Consider the following 17,770-nt stretch of genomic DNA (forward strand, 5'->3'; position numbering starts at 1 on the left):
TATTAACCATTTTCTTTTGCAAATTCAGACATAAATTCAATGAGCGCATCGACTCCAGCCATAGGCATGGCATTGTATAAACTGGCACGCAATCCTCCAGTGACACGATGACCTTTTAAGGCCTTTAACCCACGCTCATTAGCCATATCAAGAAATTTTTGTTCCAAATCCGGATAGTACAGGGAAAAACAAACATTCATTATAGAGCGAGCTTCTTTAGATACTGGAGTTAAATAAAAATCAGTTGAATCGAGATATTGATACAGCTTCGCAGCTTTCAAACAATTCCTCTGAAATAATCCTTCTATACCCCCTTGGTTTTTTATCCATTCAAACATTTTACTTGCCAAATAACAATTAAATACTGGGGGTGTAGCATATAAGGAGCGATGATCCGCATGATTTTTATAATTCAACATGGTAGGGATCACTGGCTCAGGTTGATTTTGTAGTAATTCCTCATGAATGATAACTACAGTTAAACCTGCATTGGCAATGTTCTTCTGCGCACCAGCAAAAATCAAACCATATTGCTTAATATTTATCGGCTCGCTCAGCAAGCAAGAAGTCATATCCGCAACTAGAGGAACCCCTTCTGTTTTAGGGACATAAGGAAATCTGACTCCATTAATTGTTTCATTTGGGGTATAATAGACATAGGCAGTATTACTTTTTAACTCCCACTTTTGATAGTCAGGAATTGATACAAATCCTTCTTTCTCTTCACTACTAAGGTAATATGCTTTTTTTAGAAGATTCGCTTCATGATAAGCCATCTTGGACCAGATTCCCGTAATAAAATAAGCCGCATCATCTCCTGGCCGTAATAAATTCATAGGAATCATGGCAAATTGTGTCCGAGCTGCCCCTCCCAAAAACAATACATGATAATTTTTGGGGATATTTAACAGCTCTCTTAACGATTGCTCTGCGGTACTTAAAAGATTAACGATTTCCGGTGTTCTATGCCCTATTTCAAGTATAGACATTCCGGTATTACGCCAATTAAGAAATTCCTCTTGAGCCTCTTTTAATATCTCCTCAGGCAGCATGGCAGGGCCAGCTCCAAAATTGAAAACCCTGCTATTCATCACTGCTGTCTTCAGCATTACGGGATGAATCTTCTGCCTCTTCTAATTCTTCTCCAAGATCTACAATTTTTTGCATTCCAACAACTGTCTCACCAGAACTGACATTAATCAGACGAACTCCTTGTGTATTTCGGCCTATCACAGATAATTCATTGACTTTAAAACGAACCAAAGTCCCTTTATCTGTAATTAACATGGCTTCGTCATTATCGGTAACCTGCAAGGAGCGGACAACTTTACCATTTCGTTCAGTAACCTGAATAGAAATAACACCTTGTCCTCCTCTTCCTGAAACTCGATACTCATCGATATGGGTTCTCTTACCGTAGCCGTTTTCAGTTGCCGTCAAAATGGTTCCTCCATTTGGGTCGACTACCACAAGAGATTTAACCGCCTGATCTTTTTCTACCCGAATTCCACGAACCCCTCGAGCCGTGCGCCCCATAGGCCGCACCTTATTTTCATCAAAGCGGATCACTTTGCCTGCATCGGTAAACAACATAATATCGCGGGTACCGTCAGTAATATCAACTCCTACGAGACTGTCATCTTCTTCCAGATCCACTGCAATAATCCCATTGGATCGCGGCCTGCTAAACGCGTTTAAAGGTACTTTTTTAACTGTTCCCTTCTTGGTTGCCATAAACACATAGCTGCCATCTTTATACTCACGAACAGGGAGCATAGCATTAATCTCTTCACCTTCCGCCAAAGGAAGAATATTAATTATCGGCCTTCCTCTGGAAGTGCGGCTTGCCTGAGGCAATTGATACGCTTTTAACCAATATAATTTGCCATGATTGGAGAAACATAATAAGGTATCATGAGTACTTGCAATCACTAAACGTTCAACAAAATCCTCATCTTTGACATGAGTTGCTGATTTGCCTTTGCCACCTCGACGCTGAGCCTGATAGGCTGTAATGGGCTGATATTTTACATAACCTTGATGAGATAAAGTGACCACAACGTCTTCTTCGGTAATTAAATCTTCAATAGTCAAATCTTCTTGTGAGGCTGTTATTTCCGTTCGCCTCTCATCACCAAATTGGGACTTAATCTCTATCAATTCATCACGAATAACTTGCATAAGCCTTTCAGGTGAAGCCAATATGTCAAGTAATTCTTTAATTAAACTCAATAACTCTTCAAATTCATTAATTATTTTATCTTGTTCAAGAGCTGTTAGCCTATGTAATCTTAATTCAAGTATTGCTTGTGCCTGTGCTTCAGACAATTTATATCCGTTCTCATGCAAACCATACTCATCAGTTAAATCATCAGGCCTTGACGCGTTTGAGCCAGCCTTTTCCAACATGGCCTTTACCAAGCCGGGTTGCCATATTTTGCTTAATAAAGCATTTTTTGCGTCTTGAGGGGTAGGCGATTGCTTAATTAACGCGATCATTTCATCGATATTAGCCAAGGCAATTCCCAAGCCCTCCAATAAATGGGCTCGACTTCTGGCTTTTTTCAATTCAAATATTGTGCGTCTGGTAACAACCTCTCTTCGATGTTTTATAAAATATTCCAGTATTTGCTTCAAATTCAAAGTACGCGGTTGGCCATCCACCAGGGCAACCATATTAATCCCGAATACATTTTGCATTTGAGTATGAGCGAACAGGTTATTCAATACCACATCTGCTACTTCATTGCGTTTTAATTCAATGACTACTCTCATTCCCTGCTTGTCTGACTCATCCCTCAAACCGGAAATTCCCTCGATTTTCTTGTCCCTTACCAATTCAGCGATACGCTCGATCAAACGCGCTTTATTCACCTGATAAGGTAATTCCTGAATAATAATTGACTGACGTCCTGAATTTTCATCCGTTTCAATTTCTGTGCGCGCCCTGATAACAACCCGCCCTTTCCCAGTACGATAACCTTCAATAATTCCAGCACGGCCATTAATAATTGCTGCTGTGGGAAAATCAGGGCCAGGAATAATCTCCATTAAATCTTCAAGACTCGTGTCAGGCTCATCCACCAAAGCAATACAAGCATTGATTACTTCAGTAAGATTATGTGGTGGTATATTGGTAGCCATTCCTACTGCGATACCGGAAGAACCATTAACTAATAAATTGGGAATTCTTGATGGCAATACCACTGGGGCAAATTCTGTTTCATCATAGTTGGGACTAAAGTCAACTGTTTCCTTATCCAAATCAGCTAGTAAAGCATGCGCCACCTTGGACATTCGTACTTCAGTGTAACGCATGGCAGCTGGAGCATCTCCGTCTACAGAACCAAAATTACCCTGCCCATCAATCAGCATATAACGCATGGAAAAGGGCTGAGCCATACGAACAATAGTGTCATAAACAGCTGTATCCCCATGAGGATGATATTTACCAATGACATCCCCTACTACACGAGCAGATTTTTTATACGGCTTATTCCAATCATTACCTAATTCACTCATCGCAAAAAGAACTCGCCTGTGTACTGGCTTTAAACCATCACGTACATCAGGTAATGCTCGACCCACAATGACACTCATCGCATAATCCAAATAGGATTGCTTCAATTCGTCTTCTATGTTGACTGGTAAGACTTCTTTGGCTAGGTATACCATGATTTGGATGTATCCTTTAGACAGTAAATTAAGATTAATTTAATGCAAAAGGATACCACACTGGGCGTCTTAATTAAATGACCTTAAGCTTCAGATAGCTCAAGGATATTTTTAATGTTCGCGAGTGATTTTGTGATCAGGGAATCCAGGCAAGATTTCACATCTGCTGCAAAACTTCCATGTATCCTGTTATTAATCACCACACTTAAGGATAGGCATTTATGTCCAAGCATACTGCCAAGAGCATAGATAGCAGCAGTTTCCATCTCAAGATTAATTACGGAATAATTCTGAGTGCAAAATGTTCCTAACTGGCTAATAAGGTTGGGGTAATGAAGCGGCAATCTTAACTGGCGACCTTGCGGCCCATAAAAACCACCACAAGTAGCAGTAATTCCTGTATGTCCCAAGGAGCTGAACTGTTCAGCTAATTGAGAGCAAGATTCAGAAATATAAAACGGGCCACTCTCTCCCTTTAAATATTGAGATAACTCCTCCTTGATTGTTTCAAGCACTCCCAGTGGCTGATATTGATAATAATCAATCAAACTATCAAAACCAATTGCATATCGACTAATGGCTATATCTCCGGGCAAACAATTCTCAGTCAGAGCTCCTGTCGTGCCTAATCGAATTATTGTTAAACTTTTTTTGGTGGTATTCACTGTTCGTGTAGATAAATCGATGTTTGCCAAAGCATCCAGTTCATTCATCACGATATCTATATTTGGCATACCAATGCCAGTGGAGAGGACTGTAATTCTATTGCTTCCAAGATAACCAGTATGGGTAACAAACTCTCGATGGGACCGTTGTACTTCAATTTTATCAAAATGTTGACTGACCAGGCTCACCCGCCCAGGGTCTCCCACTGTAATGATGAGATCAGCTATTTCTTCTGTTCTTAAATCAAGATGATATACCGCACCACGATGATTGATAGGTAATTCGGCTGGAGTTATCATTTTTTTTTCTATTATTCCTCAAATTTGTAAACCATAATATATAATCAATGTATACGGTTGCAAATGATCTAAATTATTTGAATATTTAATTAATATTGGATATGGGACTAGCATTTTTAATGACCAAAATTATGTTTAATTTGACTGTATGTTGTCATTTTTATATAGTTCCGCGCACTAACGCAAGTATGAATGCTTTAAGCATGTAAATAATCAGGAGAAGCAATGACTCAAAAGACAGCGAAACTCAGCATCGATGGGCAAGAGACGATTGATTTACCAATCTATACTCCCACCCTAGGTAATGATGTGATTGATATTACCCAGCTTGGTTCACATGGCGTCTTTACCTTTGATCAAGGTTTTTTATCAACTGCCTCCTGTGAATCAAAAATCACTTATATTGACGGGGATAAAGGCATTTTGTTGTATAGGGGTTATCCTATAGAACAATTGGCAGAGAAAAAAGACTTCCTTGATGTAAGTTATTTATTACTCAATGGAGAGTTACCCAACAAGGAAGAAAAGAAAGCTTTTGTCAGTCTAATTAACAATCATACTATGGTTCATCAGCAAATGTACCAGTTTTTGAATGGATTCCGGCGTGATGCTCACCCAATGGCTATTATGGTTGGGATAGTTGGTGCCTTGTCTGCTTTTTATCATGAATCCATGGATCTGAACAATGCGCAAGACCGTTTTATTTCCGCAATCAGACTGGTTGCTAAAATGCCTACTTTAGCTGCGATGAGCTATAAATACTCCATTGGCATGCCTTATATGTATCCTAAAAATAAAATGTCTTATGCAGAGAACTTTCTCCATATGATGTTTGGTGTTCCATCTGAAGATACTACGCCAGATCCTGTACTGGTAAGGGCTATGGATACTATTTTTATTCTCCATGCCGATCATGAACAAAATGCATCTACATCGACGGTACGTCTGGCCGGCTCTACCGGGGCTAATCCCTTTGCATGCATTTCAGCCGGTATAGGGGCTTTATGGGGACCCGCTCACGGTGGAGCGAATGAAGCCTGCTTAAATATGCTAAAGGAAATAGGCGATGTGAGTCGTATCGATCACTATATTAAACGAGCTAAAGATAAAAATGATCCATTCCGCTTGATGGGATTTGGGCACAGGGTCTATAAAAGCTATGATCCAAGAGCAAAAGTAATGCGTAAAACCTGTTATGATGTATTAGAAGCCGTTGGAGCAAAAGACGCACCTTTATTTAAATTAGCAATGGAACTTGAACGTATTGCTCTTGAAGATGAATATTTCATTGAGAAAAAACTCTACCCGAATGTAGACTTTTACTCAGGATTGACTTTAAGCGCTATTGGAATACCAACCAATATGTTCACAGTGATATTTGCTCTAGCCCGCACTGTTGGATGGATGAGTCACTGGATGGAAATGGTAGCCACCAAGTCACGCATTGGCAGACCTCGCCAATTGTATACCGGTGAAAAAATTCGTGACGTAAAATAAAAAATCCAACGTGTTAATCAGTAGCTTGTATTAAACTATAATACGAGCTACTGCAATCTAATTTAATCGCACCAATTTAAATATAAGACCAGCCTATGCATGCCTTGCTTTAACCATTGCCAACGCCTCTAGCCAACCACGAAAATCTTTTTCAACCACCGCTTTTTCTCTGGAAGGCTGAAATTCGCGCTCAACATCCCATATCTTGTTTACTGAAGAAATTGAATCAAATAGTCCGTAACCTACTGCAGCTAATACTGCTGCCCCTTTGGCGGTCGTTTCAATGTCTTTGGGCTTTTGAATTGTTAGTTGACACTGATCCGCCAGAAATTGTAGAAACCATTGGTTTACTGCCATACCCCCATCGGCTCTTAATAAAGTCAAATCCTGTTGACCATCCTCTCTCATGCACGTCAATACATCACGTGTTTGATAACAAACCCCTTCCAAAGCTGCTCTGGCAAAATGCGCCCTATTCGTTGAACGAGATACCCCTACAATAGCCGAGCCTGATATTGATAACCAATGAGGTGCTCCAAGACCAGTAAAAGATGAAACAAGATATACACCGTTATTGCTATCGAGACTTTGTGCCAATGTTTCGGTTTCACCAGAATGGGATATCAATTTCATTTCATCCCGTAACCATTTAACAGTTGTTCCGGCATGATAAATACTGCCCTCCAAACCATATATTGTTTTTTCTTTAATTTTATAAGCAATAGTAGTTAATAATTTATGCTTTGAGAAAACAGGTTTATCCCCTGTGTTGAGCAATAAAAATCCTCCAGTACCAAAAGTAGCCTTAACCATTCCTCTATCGAAACAGCCTTGACCAATTAAGGCAGCTTGTTGATCACCAGCCGTACCTGTAATTGGAATTTCTACTCCCAGCCATTCTTTATCTATCACTCCAAAATGACTATCACTGGAGTGAACCTCTGGCAATGTTGATTCAGGAATGGAAAACAGTTCGAGTAACTGCTTATCCCATTTTTCATGATGAATATTAAATAGCATAGTCCTGGATGCGTTGGTGATATCGGTCACATGCCTGGCACCTTTAGTCATTCGCCATATTAAAAAACTGTCTATTGTCCCAAATGCCAAATCTCCCTGTTGAACTAGTGATTGTGCTTGAGAATTATTCTTTAGTAACCAGTTTAATTTGCTTGCTGAAAAATAGGGATCAGGAAGTAGTCCGGTTTTCTCTTGTATCATTGAGGAGCATTCAGACAGGGAAAAACAAAATTCTTCTGTCCGTCTATCCTGCCATACAATAGCTGGTGAGAGACATTCTCCTGTTTTTTTGTTCCAAATAAGAGTGGTTTCTCGTTGATTGGTAAGACCACAGCATAAAATTGTTTTTCCCTGAACTTGAGATACGACATCCCTCATCGCATTCAGAGTTTTTTGCCATATTTCCTCGGGATCGTGTTCTACCCAACCCAAATTGGGGTAATATTGAGTAAGAGGATACTGGCTGTTTGCAATTAAGTCACCCTTAAGGGTGTAGATCATGGCACGAGTACTACTTGTTCCCTGGTCAATGGCTAGTATATAGTTCATTATTATAAAGTCCCTCTCTATTTATTATATTGAGTGTAATCTTTTTTCGGAGATAAAAACATGGATCAGGTTTTTGATGTTGCAATTATTGGTGGAGGCATCAATGGCTGCGGCTGCGCTGCGGATGCAGCATTAAGAGGACTGTCTGTGGTACTCTTCGAGCAAGACGATCTGGCTTCCAAAACTTCATCAAGCAGCACCAAATTAATTCATGGTGGTTTAAGATATTTAGAACATTATGAATTTGGTTTGGTTAAAAAAGCACTCCAGGAACGTCAAACACTTCTCAATTTGGCTCCCCATTTAGTCCACTCCCAATCTTTTGTATTACCCTACTTAAAGCATATGCGCCCTTCATGGTTACTGAGATTAGGTTTATTTTTTTATGATCATCTCAGCCGAAAAAATCATTTACCCAAATCCAAATCGATTCACAGAAATAATAAGAATAATTATTTTACTCCCTTAAAAGAGGAGTTAAATCGTGGTTTTCTTTTCTACGATGCCACCACAGATGATGCTCGATTAACCATTCTCAATGCCATACAAGCCAAAAATCATGGCGCAAGCATAAGACCTCATGCCAAAGTAACCCACGCTGAGGTAATCAATAACATATGGCATTTAACTATTCAGCCTACCAAAGGACAATGTTACAAAGCATATGCTAAAACTATCATTAATGCTGCTGGGCCATGGGTTCAATCAATTGCTCAATTAACTCAAACACCTATCCAGAAAGATATTACCCTTGTTAAAGGCAGTCACATTATCGTGCCTAAACTTTTTGAGGGAAATCATGCCTATTTCTTACAACATAATGACCAGCGGGTTATTTTTGTTATCCCCTATCATGGCTTTAGCATGATTGGAACCACCGATATCCACTATACTGGGGATCTTAACCACATAGAGATTGGTGAAGAAGAAATAGATTATTTAATTGAACTAGTGAATGCTTACTTTAAATTTAAAATAACAAAAGGAGACATAGTCCATTCATGGAGTGGTATAAGACCTCTATTAGCTGATGATAGTAAGGAAACAAAGTCATTAAGTCGCGATTATTCCTATGAATTCTATAACTCCCCTGCACCCATTATTACAATTTTTGGTGGGAAAATAACAACATACAGGCAGTTGGCCGAAGAAGTCATAAATCAACTGACCTCTATATTCCCACGAATGAAGCCATCGAAAACAAAGCATACTCCTTTGCCGGGAGCTACTTTAGCAGATATGAGTTTTGCACAATATGTTAATTACGCCAGGACAAAATATCATTGGCTGGATGACGCATTGTTAAATCGTTATCTCAATACGTATGGTTGTTATACTGAAATTTTTCTTTCTCAATGTAGCAATATGGAAGCAATGGGGAAAAAATATGGCCCTTCACTCTATCAGGTGGAAGTAGATTATCTTATTTTAGAAGAATGGGCGAATTATTGTGATGACATACTAAACCGTCGCACTAAGCTTGGCCTTACTATGGATAATGCCAGTAAAAAAGAACTTGCTGATTATCTAGCCAGCATTTCTAATTATCCTTCTGCTCAAGCTGAGCTCGTATTTCACTAACATCCGCATCAAGCGCTTGTTGCGCCAACTCTTTTAAAGTGGACTCGGGTATGCTTCCAGCATCAGAATAAATCACAATACTGTCTTTGAAAACCATAAGATGAGGTATGGAACGAATCTCAAAAAAATCTGCCAACTCTTGTTGCTCTTCAATATTAACTTTTACAAATTTAATAGCTGGAAACTGATCTGAAACTTGCTCATATACTTTTGAAAATTGCTTACAGGGAGCACACCACTCAGCCCAGAAATCAATAAAAACTATCTCATTGTCATTAATTAATGATTCAAATTCAGCGCTGTTAATAGTCTGGGTCGGCATGTTAACTCCTAAGTTTCGAGTATCGTTACGATGTTATCAAATATTTGATCTACTGTACCTGCACCACTAATAGTATGAAATTTTGGAGCTTCTTTAGAACCAGATTCAGCCCACTCCTTATAATATTGCACCAATGGTGCTGTTTGGCTATGGTAAACCTGTAAACGCTTACGTATTGTTTCTTCTTTATCATCATCACGTTGAATCAGGGGTTCGCCTGTGATGTCATCTACGCCCGGGTTTTTCGGCGGTTGATTCACAACATGATAAACTCTCCCGGACGGCTGGTGAATACGGCGTCCACTGATGCGTTCAATTATTTCTTCATCATCGACGGCTATTTCTATCACATGATCCAAGTGGATTCCTGCATCTTTTAAAGCTTCAGCTTGAACTAAAGTTCTTGGAAAACCATCGAACAGGAACCCTCTGTCACAATCAGAATTTTTTAGTCTTTCTTTCACTAGCCCGATAATAATATCATCAGACACCAAGCCACCTGATTCCATGATTTTTTGGGCACTTAATCCTAAGGGCGTACCTTTTGCTATGGCAGCACGCAGCATATCACCGGTAGAAATTTGAGGAATTTTATAACGGTTAATTAAAAGTGAAGCTTGGGTTCCTTTGCCGGCTCCCGGTCCACCTAAAAGCATTAATCGCATCCAAAACTCCTTAAATAATTCGTAATCATTATATACTTTCAAATATAGTAACATAGTAGCACTATAAAATTTTATAATTATTTAGTGCACATTGACAAATAATTTTGATCATGCATAGTCTTAAAAAACTAAATGAGCAGCTCAAAAAACAGGTTTTTTAAGACTATAAGGATTGAGTTAGCACACCCTAAGCAGACCATCATTCACCTTTTCTTTTCAAGCTTTATTCTGTTAAATAAACAGGATTTTACCCGATTTTCTATTTAAAAATAGAAATGTATACCTTACTTAAGATTGACTTCGTGTTATGGCGATTATTATAAACACACAAAATCATATATGTTCCAAATCTGACTTTATTTCCACTGGCAAGAACATAATTAGGCCATCTTAATTACCACCAGGAACGTGACTTCAACGAACCTTGACAAGAATTGAGCTGCATTGCATAAAGTTGTGATTTAGCCTTCACTTTGCGCGCTACAGAAATCAACCATGGTTTTTTCAAATAGGTTTTCCTTTGATAACCGCCTATCCCTTCATGATAAGCCAAATAAAGTGAGTAAGCATCTGTTCGGGGAATACCTGCCTTAATATTCGCCTGGTTAGCATACCATCCTATAAAATCAACACCATCTCCAAAATCGTCGCGTGATGACCAAAACCATCCATTAGTGCGTTTATAATTGTCCCAAGTCGAACGCAACGCTTGTGTATATCCGTAAGCAGTTGAGGGTCTTGTCCATGGAATTATCCATAACAGTTTGGTTCTTGGTGGCCTGGCTCTGGCATTAAATTTTGATTCTTGATGAATAATGGCCATTTGAACCGGAACCGGAACCTTCCAGCGCCGCTCAACATCTTTCGAATCCACATACCACTTCGGGTATTGTTTAAATATATTACAAATATTATTAATGTCTGCTGGAGGTTTGCTGACACAGCCCGTAAGAAAAACGCTAAAACAAAGTAAAGTAAATCTAATCTTCATGATTTAATGATAAAAAAATCCATCCTGCAGTATTGAATATCAATGCTACGATATAAGGTATCAATTTAAAAAATATTGTATCAAATATACTGCATACAATCTATGTCATTTACAGTTACTTCTATTCTCTCACATGATAGAATCAATCCAGTATCTAAATTATGAGATTGACAGCTCTGGAATATTTTATAAATCTAGAGATTTGTCGATAGTTTCAAACAAATTTGGAAAATAAGAATTAAGGCCGAACTGGATTAATAAATTATGACAATACTTGTTTTTGATATTGAAACAATTCCAGATATTGAGTCAGGGCGAAGGCTTTTTGCACTTGATGGCTTATCCGATGAAGATACGGCATGCGCTATGTTTGCCTTAAGGCGCGAGAAAACTGGCAATGATTTTTTGCCTCATTACTTACAAAAGATCTGCGCTATATCTGTGGTAATCAGTCATGGAACTCAAATAAAAGTATGGTCTCTTGGCGATGAACATTCTGATGAAAAAGAATTAATAACCCGTTTTTTTGCTGGAATTGACAAACACACCCCCACCTTGGTGAGCTGGAATGGCAGTGGATTTGATCTTCCCGTACTGCATTACCGATCGTTATACTATAGTATTAGCGCCCCCACTTATTGGGAGACAGGGGAAAATCAACAAACCTTTAAATGGAACAATTATCTAAGTCGCTTTCACTATCGACACATTGATCTAATGGATGTTCTTGCAGGATATCAGAACAAAGCATTTGCCCCCCTTGATGATATTTCAACCATGTTAGGTTTCCCTGGAAAAATGGGAATGAGTGGCTCAAAAGTTTGGGAACAATACAAGGCAGGCCAATTAAAAGAAATACGAGATTATTGTGAAACAGACGTACTCAACACCTATTGTGTGTATTTAAGATTTGAGCTGATGCGCGGCACAATTAGCCAGGAAGGTTATGACAGAAGCATGCAACAACTCAAAAACTATTTAAATACTGAGCAAGATAAGATGCATCTACAGGAATTTCTCAAAAAAATGACCTGAATATCTAAATGATCTCTGTAAACCAACTGCCTTATCCTCACACTACCTGCCTCTAAAAAGGTCTCTTCTCCGTAAAAGCCAGGCTATGACTATCTGCTTCAATAACCTCCAAGGCTTTGACGAAGTCATCACTTTTCAAGTGACTTAAGGTGCTATGATACCGTTCAAGCCCTAGCTGCTCGTAAGAGCTCAAATCAACTGCATTGGCTCCATTTGCCAATTGAGTCCATGACCAAATCGTTATCCACCATTCAATGATGGGTTTATAAACCTCTATCCATGCCAAAAGAGAGTCACTCAGTTCCTCTGTATTAAAGTAAGCTTTCAACAGAATAAGTTGTTGTTCTCGGTTTAACTTAGCTTCAACCATAAAATAAACTAAATCCCAAATAAAATCATTATTACTGGAATATTCCCAATCAATCTGATGAATCTTTTCTGAACCCTTGATTTCTGGATTTTCTGATAAGATAAAATTAAGTGGCGTTGTATCATTATGACAAGGAAATTGCTGAATATGATAAGAAGAAAAAATCTCCTGCAGCTTCTTCATCCGTTGTTCAATAAAATCTATTTCTCCAGGGAAATTAAAGGGCTTTCGTTTTAATAAATCCAACAGCTCTTCATTTCGTTCAAAAAAATGAGTGTCATTATCAAAAGAAGTAGACTTATGCAGTTTTCTCATCATAGTGGCTACCTCATGCAGAATTTCCTTCCGGGCCAAGGCTTTATCATCCAGTGAATGCACTCCTTCTATAAAGCGAGTTACCTGCAACCCATCTTCTGGATCAAAGAAAGCTATCGGAACATTCAGTCCAAGTTTTTCGGCTTGTTTAGCATTATGAGCTTCATCTCTTCTGGTTATAAATGTTGAAGAACCTTTTCCAGGAATCCGCATAACCCATTTCTCAGGGGCATTTTTAATTCTTAGCCTAAATGTGGAATTCGTCATACCACCTGTCATTAATTTTAATTTCAAAACGTCAAGACCCAGATTCGCAAATAGTGGTATTCGATGAATCACTGGTAGCATAGATAGGTATTGCTGTGTCAATTGAACCAGCCTAGACCAGTCTTTATTCACTAAAGAAGCAACAGACTGAGACTTGGGATCTAGCAAACTGAGTATGTAAATGATTAAATGTTCGCTTAATTTGGGTTTATTATTATCATCGCCAAAAAAATATAATTTCATAAACGTCATTTATTAATTAATGATAAAACTGAATGCATTATATAAAAACTGATAATAAAATAACATATAATTCATCATTACTTTCCTGGGAATACTGAATGTTTTTGCACATGCATCGCTACATTAGCCTCTATTTTCTAATCATTCTATTAATTGCACCAATTCATCTCCTGGGATTAGATAGTTATTATTACTGGGATTGGAGCAGGCATCTGGCTCTATCCTACTATGATGGTTCTCCCATGATTGCCTACTTTATCCGAATAGCCACACTTTTATTAGGAGATACTCTCTTTGCTTTAAACCTGGTTACTATAGTTTCCACTGCCTTGACCAGTTTTATAATTTATAAAACAGCGAGACTATGCCTTAACAAGGAAGCCAGTTATGTTGCGGTTCTGGTTTGGCTATTTTCACCATTAGTCACTTTGGATTTAATCAATCAAACTACCTATGACACACCGTTAACTCTTTTTTGGGCTTTAACTCTTTATTTTACAATAAGGTATATCCAGTTTAATCGTAATCAGGATTTGTATTACACTGGTTTGAGTATAGGCCTTATGCTGTTATCCAAATACTCTGGTATTGTTCTCGTTCTGGCCTTACTTATTTTTTTGGTTGCAACACCTTATAGACGACTTTTTAAATCCAGGCATTTTTATTTGGCATTAACCCTGGCAATCATTGTCTTCAGCCCGGTTATTCTATGGAATGCTCAGCATGATTGGGTATCCATTCGCTACCAGTTAAGTACACACCAAACGCAAAATGCCCATAATACGATAGGGAGTATCTTGCATACCTTTTTTAATATATTCCTCCCTGCAATTAACTTTTTATTCATTCCCCCTACGTTATATCTATCTAAAGGCGCCCCTAGAAAATCCCCTATATTTTATTTGTGCCTGATTATTTGCATAACATTTGTTCTTTTCTATTTATTTGTTGCCGGCAAAGCCACGATAAGAGGATATTGGCTGAGCCAATACCTAATTACTGCCAGCTTATTAGCTGGTTATTGCTATCAAGAGTGGGCTTATCGTAATTCTACTTATTTATTAATTGTATTCTACGTTCTTACCAGTGGAATCATTTTGATGAACAATACCACGCTTTTCAGTTTTGGGTATTCAAAAAAACTGGCTTATTATCAATCGATACAACAAATTAATCAGTCTAACGATAAGCTCCCGAGCATAGTCATAACCCCAGGATGGTTCGAGGCACGCATGCTGTTCTTTCTTAAAAATAAACCGACAATTTTTACCTTCGACTGCGGTTCAATGCAAAATCAATACAAGTATTGGTCACCTAATTTGAATACCCTTGGCGAAGTACTATATATTGATACATTTGATAGATTATCATGCATTAAAAAATACTTTACCAGGTGTCAATCATTGAATTTACCAGCAACTTTTGATGAAAAAAGGAAGCCAATCATTTACGCCTATTGGTGCAGTAATAAGCTAGATACTTAAATGAAACAGGATTTATGAAAAATACCAATCTCTTCGTTAAAAATGCCTTTAATTTGGTAATTTATTTTATCTAAATATAACCTCAGCTCGATATAAGAATAAGGTTATGCTATTGAATTATTAAAAAAATATCGGTGCTATATTCTATGCATTGACTGACGCTTAATTCCCTATTCGCAAATTAGCCTGATTTCGACATTATTTTAATTCTCTATTAATGGCATAGTGAGCGATTTAGGTAACGTTGTTTTGTTTCTAAAGCATAGTTCTCTCGCTGGCCCTTTGAGCTAAATTTAAGTTAAACCTTTTCACACTCAGGAAAAAAATTTTTTGACAAAATTATCGAGAACGTAAAATAACTCTACTAAATTATCCTTCATAATCTTTTTAAATCACTTATGAATAAATTTGATACATTAAGATAAGTTTTATAAAAAACTTTTTTTCAATTACTTAATTTAATTTTAATTGTCGAGCTTACGTTATTCGGGATGTGCTTGTTCATAATGCTTCGATTAAATTTAAAAGGGATATCCATGTAGAAACGCCCAATATTGACAAATAAAAATCAAATGGTTTAAAATTAATTCATTTGTAATCGGTGAAAATAGTTGGTTTTCATTTTTGGCAGAATTTACAACCCCAAACTCGCGCTGAAAACTTATGAAGCCATTTAAAAATAGGAACTGTTATGCTGAAAAAAATGTTTAGTATGATTAAAAATCAAATCAGTGGTAGTAAAAAGATTATTACTCGTTGCGATGAAAATGGTTCTTTATGCGTAATTCCAAAAGATATTCTTGTTCATGAATTATTGCCATTTCTTGATTTAAAAGCGCTGATGAAGTTACGATCTGCATCTAAAGAACTATATGATTTAGTTAATTTATTCTTAAAAAACGAAGTCTATGCAAAAAGAATTGGATTAATCGCTTTATCTAAAGGCAGTAAATTTTATGCGATTGGCGAAAGTGTGGCGCATAGGGTTATATCCGATAGCATATGGGATGCTATCTTTAATGATGGCTTTCAAGATATTAATATCACTCCTCTTCATATAAGTAATTCATTCTCATCAAAAGTAACTCTATTCAAATCTGAAAAAGCTGCAAAAGAAAAAATCAAAAGCCAAACTTTTTTTGGTGAAAATCAGAAAGTTTATTCTAAACCCTATTTAGCTAAAGTGGATTTACTAGAAGATGTATTATTTGCGAAGCTAGATAAAGACACAATTGGATATACTACGGAAGCAATACCGTTCGAACAGATAGGTAAATGCAGCATTCAATATATCGAAGACAGTGAGCCCAGCACATCTAATATTAACACATCTCCATAATTAACTCACCGGACGGATTACGTCCTGTGAAATTAGTCTTTAGGGTATTCAAATTTTTTACACTTTTTCTTTCAAATTTGAGTTTCTTTAGACGAGTTTGAATTGAGAGTGTGAGTGCCTTTTGATGACCAAATAATATTTGAATAAAACAGGTAATTGATAATAGATCCAATGCCCAAGCCCGAGGCTACAATGATATTTTCTTTCAAAACACCTTGCCCAAAGTAATGGACAAAAATATGAACCCATAGGCTTTGAAAATAAACCATAAAGGTGGAATAAATAATAAATTGTGTAAAACGGCTAAGAATCGTTGTTCTAGCTATACGAAAATCTGTTTTTTGTTTGAAAGTAATGGAATGGTGAAATATAAAATTAGATACAATAGCAGCACTGATAGCTACTTGACTAGACACCAGAGCGGAATGGTTCGAACTCCGCAACCAATTGTATAGGCTAAATTGAATCAATGCTCCAAGGGATCCCACACAGCACATGGTAAGGTACTGGCGCAATTCTCTCAAGCGAAGGGTAAAAAGAACATGCAAGGTATCAATCATACTGTTCTTAGGTAATTTGCTTTTCCCTTTTTCTCTATCAATAAATTGAATAGGAAACTCAATGATCCTGGCTTTTGCCTTATGTAAAAGCCAGTATAACTCAAGTTTATACGCATAATTATTGGATAGAAAGTTTGAAGGCAATAGTTTCTTTAACAGATTAGTACGCGTTGCCCTTAAACCAGAAGTAAGATCTTTATATTTTCCAGTTAATAACATACGAGCAATCCAATTACCTCCCACAGATAATAATTTACGATGGAATGCCCAGTTTGAAGGAATATTTCCTCCTGAAATATATCGGCTCCCCACTACTACATCATGTTGTTTAAGTAACTCTAACATCGGAGCAATATAACAAGGTTGATGAGAACCGTCTGCATCAAACTCAAATACAACATCTGCATTTAACTTGTCTATTGCAATTCGCATGGCTTGCAGGTAAGCGGAACCAAGACCAGTTTTCTGTGGTTCTTGTACAAAATGCACACGTTGAGAAGTATAGGCTAGCTCTTGAACTATATGGGCTGTTGAATCTGTGGAGTGACTATCAAATACAAGAATATCAACCTGATAATCTGCTAATGAACAAGTCTCCTTAAGAATCAAATCAATCGTATTAGAAATATTATCTTCTTCATTGTAGGTAGGAATAATAATAACGACTTTTTCTTTGTTGGGCATACTGATCAGATCATAAGAAGCAGATTATAGAAGTAAGCAAATCTTATCAAATGGTAGACTTGCCGTAAACAAACTTTAAGTGGCAGTTACTATTGTAAAGATTTATTCTCTATACATGGCACGTTTTATGTCACTTACCGAAACATTTATCAGATTTTCTACCAAATTATGAAATAAACATATATACTGTTAGACCGCCTTTTTAAAA

The 17,770-nt window shown here is 37.4% G+C and carries 14 protein-coding genes; 5 read left to right on the top strand and 9 right to left on the bottom strand.

Annotated elements, in window-relative coordinates:
* Window positions 1–2 precede the first annotated feature (2 nt).
* The 3 genes from serC to CC34_RS0101560 form a co-directional block, all read right to left on the bottom strand.
* Window positions 3–1,091 carry a 3-phosphoserine/phosphohydroxythreonine transaminase gene (serC, locus tag CC34_RS0101550; RefSeq protein WP_027226927.1) on the bottom strand — a complete coding sequence of 363 codons (1,089 nt, stop codon included), beginning with the start codon at window positions 1,089–1,091 and terminating at the stop codon, window positions 3–5.
* Window positions 1,084–3,675, bottom strand: a complete 2,592-nt coding sequence (gyrA, locus tag CC34_RS0101555) for a DNA gyrase subunit A (RefSeq protein WP_027226926.1) — start codon at window positions 3,673–3,675, stop codon at window positions 1,084–1,086. The genes serC and gyrA overlap by 8 nt, the downstream gene beginning before the upstream one ends.
* Window positions 3,676–3,758: 83 nt before the next feature.
* Complete coding sequence (locus CC34_RS0101560) at window positions 3,759–4,640, bottom strand: nucleoside phosphorylase (RefSeq protein ID WP_027226925.1); 882 nt, start codon at window positions 4,638–4,640, stop codon at window positions 3,759–3,761.
* 225 nt (window positions 4,641–4,865) lie between these two features.
* On the opposite strand from CC34_RS0101560, the gene gltA reads away from it, so the two are divergent.
* Window positions 4,866–6,137 carry a citrate synthase gene (gene gltA, locus CC34_RS0101565; RefSeq protein ID WP_010947144.1) on the top strand — a complete coding sequence of 424 codons (1,272 nt, stop codon included), beginning with the start codon at window positions 4,866–4,868 and terminating at the stop codon, window positions 6,135–6,137.
* Window positions 6,138–6,230: 93 nt separating this feature from the next.
* Here the strand turns inward: gltA and glpK are convergent, their stop codons facing one another.
* The gene (gene glpK, locus CC34_RS0101570; protein ID WP_027226924.1) at window positions 6,231–7,706 is read right to left on the bottom strand and encodes a glycerol kinase GlpK; all 1,476 of its coding nucleotides are present in this window, start codon (window positions 7,704–7,706) and stop codon (window positions 6,231–6,233) included.
* A gap of 60 nt (window positions 7,707–7,766) precedes the next feature.
* On the opposite strand from glpK, the gene glpD reads away from it, so the two are divergent.
* Window positions 7,767–9,287, top strand: a complete 1,521-nt coding sequence (glpD, locus tag CC34_RS0101575) for a glycerol-3-phosphate dehydrogenase (protein ID WP_027226923.1) — start codon at window positions 7,767–7,769, stop codon at window positions 9,285–9,287.
* Here the strand turns inward: glpD and CC34_RS0101580 are convergent.
* The 3 genes from CC34_RS0101580 to CC34_RS0101590 form a co-directional block, all read right to left on the bottom strand.
* Entirely contained in the window at window positions 9,247–9,609 is a 363-nt protein-coding gene (locus CC34_RS0101580) for a thioredoxin family protein (protein ID WP_027226922.1), read from the bottom strand. The two genes, glpD and CC34_RS0101580, sit on opposite strands and share 41 nt — an antisense overlap.
* Before the next feature lie 8 nt (window positions 9,610–9,617).
* Window positions 9,618–10,274, bottom strand: a complete 657-nt coding sequence (adk, locus tag CC34_RS0101585) for an adenylate kinase (protein WP_028378874.1) — start codon at window positions 10,272–10,274, stop codon at window positions 9,618–9,620.
* Window positions 10,275–10,668: 394 nt separating this feature from the next.
* Window positions 10,669–11,265, bottom strand: coding sequence for a transglycosylase SLT domain-containing protein (locus tag CC34_RS0101590; protein ID WP_027226920.1), 597 nt, complete (start codon window positions 11,263–11,265; stop codon window positions 10,669–10,671).
* 264 nt (window positions 11,266–11,529) lie between these two features.
* Here CC34_RS0101590 and CC34_RS0101595 point away from each other — a divergent pair, with 264 nt between their 5' ends.
* On the top strand, window positions 11,530–12,300 hold the full coding sequence (locus CC34_RS0101595) for a 3'-5' exonuclease (RefSeq protein WP_027226919.1): 771 nt from the start codon (window positions 11,530–11,532) through the stop codon (window positions 12,298–12,300).
* Window positions 12,301–12,352: 52 nt separating this feature from the next.
* Here CC34_RS0101595 and CC34_RS0101600 read toward each other — a convergent pair whose 3' ends face one another.
* Window positions 12,353–13,495, bottom strand: a complete 1,143-nt coding sequence (locus CC34_RS0101600) for a phosphotransferase family protein (RefSeq protein WP_027226918.1) — start codon at window positions 13,493–13,495, stop codon at window positions 12,353–12,355.
* A 98-nt stretch (window positions 13,496–13,593) separates the two neighbouring features.
* On the opposite strand from CC34_RS0101600, the gene CC34_RS0101605 reads away from it, so the two are divergent.
* Together CC34_RS0101605 and CC34_RS0101610 are read left to right on the top strand one after the other, a co-directional pair.
* A complete protein-coding gene (locus tag CC34_RS0101605) occupies window positions 13,594–14,979 on the top strand; it encodes a glycosyltransferase family 39 protein (RefSeq protein WP_027226917.1) in 1,386 nt (461 codons plus the stop codon).
* A gap of 691 nt (window positions 14,980–15,670) precedes the next feature.
* Window positions 15,671–16,318, top strand: coding sequence for an F-box protein (locus CC34_RS0101610; RefSeq protein ID WP_027226916.1), 648 nt, complete (start codon window positions 15,671–15,673; stop codon window positions 16,316–16,318).
* A 71-nt stretch (window positions 16,319–16,389) separates the two neighbouring features.
* Here the strand turns inward: CC34_RS0101610 and CC34_RS0101615 are convergent, their stop codons facing one another.
* The gene (locus CC34_RS0101615) at window positions 16,390–17,562 is read right to left on the bottom strand and encodes a glycosyltransferase family 2 protein (RefSeq protein WP_028379071.1); all 1,173 of its coding nucleotides are present in this window, start codon (window positions 17,560–17,562) and stop codon (window positions 16,390–16,392) included.
* Between the last annotated feature and the right edge of the window lie 208 nt (window positions 17,563–17,770).

Source organism: Legionella pneumophila subsp. fraseri (assembly GCF_000586315.1).
Lineage (GTDB): Bacteria > Pseudomonadota > Gammaproteobacteria > Legionellales > Legionellaceae > Legionella > Legionella pneumophila_B.

Coding starts and splice junctions, on each gene's coding strand:
- CC34_RS0101590 (WP_027226920.1), bottom strand. CDS start 11,265: ATGAAGATTAGATTTACTTTACTTTGTTTTAGCGTTTTTCTTACGGGC.
- CC34_RS0101560 (WP_027226925.1), bottom strand. CDS start 4,640: ATGATAACTCCAGCCGAATTACCTATCAATCATCGTGGTGCGGTATAT.
- glpK (WP_027226924.1), bottom strand. CDS start 7,706: ATGAACTATATACTAGCCATTGACCAGGGAACAAGTAGTACTCGTGCC.
- CC34_RS0101610 (WP_027226916.1), top strand. CDS start 15,671: ATGCTGAAAAAAATGTTTAGTATGATTAAAAATCAAATCAGTGGTAGT.
- CC34_RS0101615 (WP_028379071.1), bottom strand. CDS start 17,562: ATGCCCAACAAAGAAAAAGTCGTTATTATTATTCCTACCTACAATGAA.
- CC34_RS0101580 (WP_027226922.1), bottom strand. CDS start 9,609: ATGCCGACCCAGACTATTAACAGCGCTGAATTTGAATCATTAATTAAT.
- adk (WP_028378874.1), bottom strand. CDS start 10,274: ATGCGATTAATGCTTTTAGGTGGACCGGGAGCCGGCAAAGGAACCCAA.
- CC34_RS0101605 (WP_027226917.1), top strand. CDS start 13,594: ATGTTTTTGCACATGCATCGCTACATTAGCCTCTATTTTCTAATCATT.
- gyrA (WP_027226926.1), bottom strand. CDS start 3,675: ATGGTATACCTAGCCAAAGAAGTCTTACCAGTCAACATAGAAGACGAA.
- gltA (WP_010947144.1), top strand. CDS start 4,866: ATGACTCAAAAGACAGCGAAACTCAGCATCGATGGGCAAGAGACGATT.
- CC34_RS0101595 (WP_027226919.1), top strand. CDS start 11,530: ATGACAATACTTGTTTTTGATATTGAAACAATTCCAGATATTGAGTCA.
- CC34_RS0101600 (WP_027226918.1), bottom strand. CDS start 13,495: ATGAAATTATATTTTTTTGGCGATGATAATAATAAACCCAAATTAAGC.
- serC (WP_027226927.1), bottom strand. CDS start 1,091: ATGAATAGCAGGGTTTTCAATTTTGGAGCTGGCCCTGCCATGCTGCCT.
- glpD (WP_027226923.1), top strand. CDS start 7,767: ATGGATCAGGTTTTTGATGTTGCAATTATTGGTGGAGGCATCAATGGC.